At 62.1% G+C, this 7,641-nt stretch carries 8 protein-coding genes and 1 tRNA gene; 4 read left to right on the top strand and 5 right to left on the bottom strand.

Annotated features, from left to right (window positions below):
* The 3 genes from M1617_06075 to M1617_06065 form a co-directional block, all read left to right on the top strand.
* Nucleotides 1–206 (top strand): hypothetical protein (locus M1617_06075; protein ID MCL5887840.1); only part of this gene is annotated, 206 nt, incomplete at its 5' end.
* 90 nt (nt 207–296) lie between these two features.
* Nucleotides 297–1,052, top strand: a complete 756-nt coding sequence (locus M1617_06070) for an ABC transporter ATP-binding protein (protein MCL5887839.1) — start codon at nt 297–299, stop codon at nt 1,050–1,052.
* Nucleotides 1,049–2,344, top strand: coding sequence for an ABC transporter permease (locus M1617_06065; protein MCL5887838.1), 1,296 nt, complete (start codon nt 1,049–1,051; stop codon nt 2,342–2,344). The genes M1617_06070 and M1617_06065 overlap by 4 nt, the downstream gene beginning before the upstream one ends.
* Before the next feature lie 43 nt (nt 2,345–2,387).
* Here the strand turns inward: M1617_06065 and M1617_06060 are convergent, their stop codons facing one another.
* The 3 genes from M1617_06060 to M1617_06050 all read right to left on the bottom strand — a co-directional run bounded on the left by M1617_06060 (nt 2,388) and on the right by M1617_06050 (nt 6,303).
* The gene (locus tag M1617_06060; GenBank protein ID MCL5887837.1) at nt 2,388–2,819 is read right to left on the bottom strand and encodes an META domain-containing protein; all 432 of its coding nucleotides are present in this window, start codon (nt 2,817–2,819) and stop codon (nt 2,388–2,390) included.
* 280 nt (nt 2,820–3,099) lie between these two features.
* On the bottom strand, nt 3,100–5,910 hold the full coding sequence (locus tag M1617_06055) for an EAL domain-containing protein (GenBank protein ID MCL5887836.1): 2,811 nt from the start codon (nt 5,908–5,910) through the stop codon (nt 3,100–3,102).
* Between the two features lie 216 nt (nt 5,911–6,126).
* Nucleotides 6,127–6,303 (bottom strand): hypothetical protein, encoded by a 177-nt coding sequence (locus M1617_06050; protein ID MCL5887835.1) that lies wholly within the window; start codon nt 6,301–6,303, stop codon nt 6,127–6,129.
* Between the two features lie 99 nt (nt 6,304–6,402).
* Between M1617_06050 and M1617_06045 the strand changes: the two genes are divergently transcribed.
* A complete protein-coding gene (locus M1617_06045; protein ID MCL5887834.1) occupies nt 6,403–7,008 on the top strand; it encodes a hypothetical protein in 606 nt (201 codons plus the stop codon).
* 45 nt (nt 7,009–7,053) lie between these two features.
* Here the strand turns inward: M1617_06045 and M1617_06040 are convergent, their stop codons facing one another.
* Together M1617_06040 and M1617_06035 are read right to left on the bottom strand one after the other, a co-directional pair.
* Complete coding sequence (locus M1617_06040) at nt 7,054–7,434, bottom strand: HNH endonuclease (GenBank protein MCL5887833.1); 381 nt, start codon at nt 7,432–7,434, stop codon at nt 7,054–7,056.
* 99 nt (nt 7,435–7,533) lie between these two features.
* Nucleotides 7,534–7,626: transfer RNA gene (locus M1617_06035), tRNA-Ser, on the bottom strand.
* Nucleotides 7,627–7,641 lie beyond the last annotated feature (15 nt).

Below are 7,641 nucleotides of genomic sequence, written 5' to 3'. Positions count from 1 at the left end.
GCATCGCATTCCGCACCCGCGGCCCTTACCGCGGTAAAGGCGACTTCTCGATGAGGCCCGAGGCCGATGGCACCCGCATGAGTATGACCGTCTCCATCGAGCTCAACGGCGTAATCGAACTCGCCGAAGAGAAGATCCGCGAAGGCTTCGAGTCCAGCGCCCGCGAGAACCTCGCGCGCCTCAAGTCGCAGATGGAAGCCAAGTAGCGCGAGCAGAGGGCGCCCCCAGTGCTATACTCGGATGCGGAGCACGGGGCACGATCCCGCGCTCCCGTCACTGCGAAAGGGGACCCACCGATGCCCAATGGATCGACCCCGGTCTTGAGTGTCCGAGGACTCACGAAGCACTACGGCGAGCTTCAGGCGGTGCGCGGTGTCGACTTCGACGTCGCACCCGGCGAGATCTTCGCGCTCATCGGCCCTAACGGCGCCGGTAAGACGACGACGCTGCGGATGGTGGCGACGATCCTACGCCCCACCAGCGGCACGATCCAGACCCCCGGGTTCGATGCGGTACAGGAACCGGCGCGCATGCGGCAGATCATCTCCTACCTGCCAGAAGAGGCCGGCGCATACAAGAACCTCACCGGCATCGCGTACCTCAAGTTCGTGGCCGACCTCTTCTTCGACGATCGTGAGCGCGCGGCACGTGCAGTGGAGGTGGGGCGCGAAGTGTCCGGGCTCGGCAAACGCCTGAGCGACAAGCTCGGCTCGTACTCAAAGGGCATGACGCGCAAGCTGCTACTCGCCCGCACCGTGATGACCGAGCCTACACTCGCCATCCTCGACGAGCCCACGAGCGGCCTGGACGTCATCAACGCCCTGGAGCTCCGAGAGCGCATCCGCACGCTGGCGACAGGCGGGATGTCGGTGCTGCTGTCCAGCCACAACATGCTCGAGATCGAGTTCCTCTCCGACCGTGTGGCGATAATCGCCGAGGGACGCATCCACGCCACGGGCACCGCGTCCGAGCTCAAGCAGCAATACGACGCCGAGAACCTCGAGCAGGTGTTCGCTCGGATCGTCGCTGATGGACGGGAGGCGGCGTCATGAGGCGGTTCTTGGTGCTGCTGAAAAAGGAGCTCCGGGAGCTCATCACCTTGCAGACCCTGCTCCCGTTCGTGGTGGTCATAGTGATGTTCGTGGCGCTCGGCCAGATGCTCTCAACAGTCACAGCGGAGCAACCCGACACGTTCCCCGTGGCTATCGCCGACCGTGATGGAGGGCCGATCGCAGAGGTGGTCGTCACCACGCTCGAGCAGGCCGGGTTCGTGCCGACGATGGTGGACGGGACAGTGACAGGAGAGAACGTCCGCGCCCTGCTCGACGAGGCGGGTGCGAACATCATCGTGGACATCCCGGACGGCTTTTCTGCGGCGATCACAGCGGGTGAGCCACAGCAGCTCGCGGTGTGGACCGAGATCCGCAGCTTCTCGTTCGTCGGCAATGCCGACATCGCCGCGCTCGAAGGGGCTATCGCGGCGGTCAACGCCTCGGTCGCCTCGGCAGTGGCGGCCCAGGCCGCTCCAGGTGTCCCGCTCCAGATGCTCCAGACACCGGTGGTGCCTACCGAACACGTGGTCATCGGTGACCGTTCGGCAGAGGTGCCCGTGCTCGCGGTCATGGCGTTCGTGGGCCAGCAGACGACGCTCATCCCGATAGTCCTGTTCTTGGTCATCATCTTCGCGAGCCAGATGGTCGCGACGACCATCGCCACCGAGAAGGAGAACAAGACACTCGAGACGCTACTCTCCTACCCGGTGACCCGCGCGGCGATAGTGACGTCGAAGATGGTGGCCGCCGCGCTGATCGCGCTGTTGTCAGCCGGCGCTTACATGCTTGGTATGCAGCAGTACATGAGGGGAATCGAGACGGGCCTCGGTGCCAGCACAGGCATGCCCGCCGCCGAGGCTTCAGAGGCTGCGATGGAAGCACTCGGGCTCACCTTCGGGCCGAGTGACTATGCGTTGTTGGGACTCACGCTGTTCGCGGGGATCCTGGTGGCACTTTCGATCGCGATCATCCTAGGCGCTTTCGCCGAGAACGTGAAGTCGGTCCAGGCGCTGCTCACTCCACTCATGGTGTTCATGCTGATCCCGTACTTCCTGACGCTCTTCCTCGACCTGTCGGTCCTTCCCGACGCGGTGCGCATCGCGGTGATGGCGATTCCGTTCACCTATCCGTTCATCACCGGACCGGCGCTCTTCTTGGGCGACTACGGGACGGTGTGGTTCGGCATCGCCTACCAGCTTGTGTGGTTCGCAGTGTTCGTGACGATCGCCGCCCGAGTGTTCTCGAGCGACCGCATCCTCACGATGAAACTGTCATTCGGGAAGAAGCGGTAGGCCCATCCGCCGAAAATCGCTTTCCGGCGACCGAATCCGCTCCCTACTGCACGGGCTCGAACTCAAGCAGGTCGGTTCCATCGCCGACGAGCACCAGGTTCGCACCCTCCATGCGGAAGGAATCGACGCTGCCCAGCAGCCCCATGTAGACGGTCTCGGCCTGCATGGCCTCGTCGGAGCCGGCCATCAGCGTCTGAGCGATCTCGGAGGTACTGAAGGCGCCCTCAGGCGTGAACTCGAAGCCGCCGGTGTAGGAGTTGACCGGGGCCCGTCCGCTCGCCTGTCCGTCGGCGAGCGAAAGGGTGATCTCGTGCGGTGTCGGATCCACCTCGGTGTCAGACCAGCCGACAAGACGCCACTCGGTGCCATCGAGGTCGACCGGTGCGTCAGCGGTGCCGCAACCCGGTAGAACGATCGCTGTCATGGCAAGCGCCATCACGATCGCCGTGGTCATCGTAGCCTGTCTGATGCTCATGGGTACTCCTCGTCTGCTAGGCTGTCATTGGCGTGCCGATGTGTATGACGCCGAGGAGAGCGCGGGGGTTCACAGCACTCGCCGTCCCACCCTTTGCGTTGCAGAGTCCCTCGGGTTACCATCGACCCTACGGGGAACTGGCTGCACGGGAAGGCGGGTTCGGTGAATCCCTATCATTCCTCGCCCTGCGCAAGCCGCACGAGGTCGACACTGAGGTCGTCGAGTGGCTCCGGGAGGCCTGGTCGATCGCCGCCGACTAGCGCTGACTCTAGAAGAGTTCTCAGCTCAAGAGCTCGCTTCCGTCACCCGCGAGTTCTGCAACGAAGCCTGGGATCATGTCGGCTTTCACTGCCGGACTGAACAGCAGGCCTTGATAGTAACCGCAACCCATGTGCGAAAGCAGCTCAAGCTGGCGCTCCGTCTCCACGCCTTCAGCCACCGTGTTGAGGCCCAGGTGTCCTCCAAGCGAGATGATCGTCTCCACGATGGCAGCGATCTGGGGGGCGTCCTCCATCTGCCATACGAACGAGCGGTCGATCTTGAGGGTGTCGATGGGTAGGTCTCGCAAGCGACCAAGGGAGGAGTAGCCCACCCCGAAATCGTCGATCGATACGCCTACGCCAAGCGCACGCAACTCGACCAGGGTCTCATGCGCCTGGCTGGAGGTGAGCGCAAGCCCCTCGGTTATCTCGAGGTCCAGAGATATCGCCTCCAGCCCGGCATCGGTAAGCGCCGACTGAACGCAGTCGATCAATCCCGGATGGAGCAGTTGGTACACGGACAGGTTCACAGCAAGCCGCAAGTCGAGGCCCTGCGCCTGCCACTGGGCACACTGCGCGCACGACTCACGAAGCACCCATTCCCCAAGCGCGATGATCGCACCGCTCTCCTCGGCGAGTGGGATGAACTCAGCCGGGGAGACGGAGCCCCTGGTAGGGTGGTTCCAGCGCATGAGCGCCTCGACCGCGACGACGGTGCGGCTCTCGGCGTCGATAAGCGGTTGGTAGTGGATTGTGAACTCGGACCGCTCAAGCGCGCCCAGCAGCTCTTGCCGTAGCTCCAAGGGCAGTCTGGGCTCGTTAGGTGCACCTCCTTGGTACATGCAGTAGCGTGAACCTCCCGCGCGTTTCGCTGAGTACATCGCGAAGTCGGCCTCACGAATCAGATCTTCGACGCCTTCGCGCGAGCCGTCCGAGACCGTGACCCCGACCGAGACGCTGACCTGCAACACATGCTCGCCCACTGCGATGGGCTGAGAGACGACGTCTGCAACGCGTGCCGCGATCTCCTCGGCTTCCGCAGCGTCGATGTCTGCACACAGCAAGATGAACTCGTCGCCCCCGATGCGTCCGGCAGTGTCACAGTCGCGAACCACAGAGGCGAGCCGCTCCCCCACGACGCGAATCACTTCGTCGCCAACACCGTGCCCCAGGCCATCGTTGATGATCTTGAGACGATCCAGATCGACGAGTGCGACTGCAACCGAGCCGCCGAACATGCGGCAACTTGCTAGGGCTGCCTCGAGGCGGTCGTGTGTAAGGCGACGGTTTGCAAGGCCCGTGAGTGGATCGTAGTGGGCGAAGCGTTCCATAAGCCGAGCCGTCTCGTGCCGTTCGCTCAGGTCGCGCACAACGCTTGCAATCGCCATGCGGTTTCCCAGGTCGACCATGCGTGCGTGCACCTCGACGGGAAAGACGCGCCCATCTGCGTTCACATCCTCTGAGTCGAAGATCGCCTGACCGTGTGCGAGAAGGTACTCGAGGTAACGCGCAGCATTCTTAGCCGCATCTGGCGAGAAGACCACCTGTTCGAGGGATTTGCCCACCATCTCCTCAACTGTCCGCCCGTAGCGGGTGCATGCTGCGGTATTGACATACAGAATCTTGCCGTCGAGGTCATGCACCACGATCGAATCTGATGCCTCATCAAGGAGCATGGATTTCAACCAAAGCTCCCTGTAACTCCGCTCGAGATGCGCCTGAAACTCGTCGATCTCGTCACCCGGACTAGCATCCACGCTCGAGATGAAGTCGTCAGAAAGGACGCCTTCCCCGGTTCCCGCAATCCGATTGGAGAGAACTTTTAGGCGGCGGAAGACGAAGCTGTCGAGCATGAACATCGTGCCAATGCCTAGCACTGCGAAGAGGAGCATGGCGGAGAAGCCAGTTAGCATCCGGGCATTGTCGAGCATCCGCGCGAATGGCGTAACGTCGTGTACCAACAGGAGTGCACCGGCCTCATCTCCCGACATATCGAAGATCGGCACCAGCCCCGAAACAGTCACCTCGCCGCCGTTCTCGCGGACGACAACCGTATCCGCGCCCATTCCAAGCACGGAAGGAAGTCTATCTGACGCCACAAGTTCCTCACTTGAGCTGCCCGCCAACACGTAATCGTCATAGAGGTCCCAGTCGTCGGGTTGGCCGCTCAACCGGCGCATCTCAGACCAGTTACCGCGGTCGAGTCGCTCTTTGGAAAGCAGTAGGGCGACCTCGTTGTCGGTGCGCTCAGTGACGATGCTCAGAAAGTGGTCGATCTCCTCGGCGATTTCGATATAGCCGATCAGTCGCCCGTCGTCAGCATGCATGGGTCGCACTACTCGCAGCGCGAAGGCAGTCTTTCCCAGCTCGAGTCCCGAGGCGACTTCTCCGGTGCGTTGTGCCTGCCGAAAAGTCTCTCGCTGCAGCACGTCACCGCTCTCTTTGGGTTTGTGTGCCCTCATCAAAACCGTGCCGCCGGTATCAATGAGATAAAGGTGGGTGATAGCGTGTCGCTCTTTGAGTTCAAGCAGTAATGGGCGCGTCGCGGCGAGCATGAGCTCTTTATCGCCCGATACAAGCACCTCGCGTATCTCGTCATTCGATGCAAGCGAGTCGGCAACTGCCGACATCATTCGTACGTCCTGCGCTACAAGTGAGTCGAAGGCGCGCTGGGATTCGTAGAACGCCTCCTCGGCCATGGTATCGAGCGCGGCAGTGCTCGCCCAGTGGAGCATGAGCATTATGCCACCGACCCCGACAACAAGTACGAGGCCGCATGCCACGGCAATCTTCATCTTGATCGACTGTGAATCCCACCAGCGCATCTTCATATTTGGTGTATCGGCATCGAGGTCAGGGCGCTTGATTGACCCGCCGAGCGCGTAAAGATTCGGGGGGTCTACTCTCAGTTCAAGGGGTGGAACATTGCGAGGAACTGCTGGCATGTCGAGAACGGCCATAGGTGCCCAGCCGGAGGTTCGTACCCCTTTCTATCACAGAGTACCATCTCGTAGCCCGAACCGTACTCCCGTTTCTCGGCCATAGCCTCACGGCGTCGTCTGTCCTTTACCTTGAGCGCGCTCTCCCTGGCCGGTGTCGGCAGACTCTCCCCTGATGCTAGCGCTGCCCTGAAACGCTCCCGGCGAGAGGCGATTCCTTGGCGGTAGTGCCAGGATCTCGTCAAGATGGGTGCGCCGGTCGCCCCCCAAAACCTTGCGCGCCATGATCCGCCCCATGTCCGGCAAGCACAGGCTGCCGCACGCATGCCGAGCGGCTAAGCGCACAGATGGTAGACTTGCCGAAGATGCTACGTGAGAGGTCCCATGAAAGGCTTGAAGTCCAACTACCAGCTCGCCGACGAATTCCCTGTCCTTGGGGAGTCTAGGACTGTGCTTTGGATGGGCGGCAGCGGGATACACCGGTTCGACTACGGATACAACGAATGGGTCGAGGACAGGGAGATGTACAGCATCTTCATCGGATCACCCCTAGTCGCGCCGATCACCGAGCAGCAAGCCATGGGCACCATCCAACGCAACGGCGGTAGATGGGTGACACCCCCGGGGTGGAGTGACCCCGGACTTGGGGCGCTGGATGACCTGAAAGCAGAGATGCAAGCGAACGCCGATAGTGTTCCGATTCCAGAGGGGGCGGAGACCATCGTGGACATGGGAACGGTGGTGCCGTATTGGCTCACCGACAGCAACGCCCCGCTCCTCGGGAAGTCCCAAACTGTGCTGTGGACTGGCGGCAACGGCGTGAAGATATGGCGGTTCGATTACGAGACCGACGCCTGGGTGCTTGACCCGGGAATACCGACCACCTTCATCGGCACGCCCGAGACGATACCGATCAGCGAACAGGAAGCCCGGGAGACTATCGAACGCAACGGCGGAACGTGGGAGGCTGCGACGACCGGCGGGCGTTAGATGGGTCGTGGCTGACCGGCTCCTGCGGGAATGGCTCCGGGGCGCTCAGTCTGCATCCTCCGACTGCTCTCGAGCGCGTCTGGTGGCTGCGGCCTTCCGGGCAGCGTTCTTGAAGTGCTCGGGGTCATCGGCAAGCTTGGTAGCGACGGCCTTCGCTGCGGCATCCTTCATCAAGAGGCCCCAGTCTGCCTGGCGCTCCACGTCACGCATGACAATCAGGTGTTCGGTCGGGATGAGGCCGATGTCGTGCATCCGGTGGCAGGTCGGACATAGGATCGCGAGATTATCGACTGAGCAGTTACGCGCACTTCCGTCGAGATGGGCGACCTCGAGCACAGGCCTGATTCCGAAGCCGCAGTGCACGCAAATAGCCGGATACTGCTCAAAGGCGAGCTTGCGGTAGTTGGGAAGACCACTTCTGCCCACGCGTTCCCCTTCCGGTCGTTGTAGTCATCATGAAGCGCTTGAACAGACGCCCCGGCTCTTGCTCGTCATCCGAGGAACGGGCATCGTAACGAACCCTGCTGGCGGAGAGGGAGGGATTCGAACCCTCGATGCGGGGGATACCCGCATAACGGTTTTCGAGACCGCCGCATTCAACCACTCTGCCACCTCTCCGCGAGGTGATAGCGC

Source organism: Actinomycetota bacterium (genome assembly GCA_023488435.1).
GTDB lineage: Bacteria > Actinomycetota > Coriobacteriia > Anaerosomatales > UBA912 > UBA912.
Note: the sequence above shows the minus strand (reverse complement) of the source record. Positions and strands in the feature narration are given on the sequence as shown.

Excerpts from the sequence above, each read along its gene's own strand:
- M1617_06055 (MCL5887836.1), bottom strand. The coding sequence starts at position 5,910 with ATGAAGATGCGCTGGTGGGATTCACAGTCGATCAAGATGAAGATTGCC.
- M1617_06060 (MCL5887837.1), bottom strand. The coding sequence starts at position 2,819 with ATGAGCATCAGACAGGCTACGATGACCACGGCGATCGTGATGGCGCTT.
- M1617_06065 (MCL5887838.1), top strand. The coding sequence starts at position 1,049 with ATGAGGCGGTTCTTGGTGCTGCTGAAAAAGGAGCTCCGGGAGCTCATC.
- M1617_06050 (MCL5887835.1), bottom strand. The coding sequence starts at position 6,303 with ATGGCGCGCAAGGTTTTGGGGGGCGACCGGCGCACCCATCTTGACGAG.
- M1617_06070 (MCL5887839.1), top strand. The coding sequence starts at position 297 with ATGCCCAATGGATCGACCCCGGTCTTGAGTGTCCGAGGACTCACGAAG.
- M1617_06045 (MCL5887834.1), top strand. The coding sequence starts at position 6,403 with ATGAAAGGCTTGAAGTCCAACTACCAGCTCGCCGACGAATTCCCTGTC.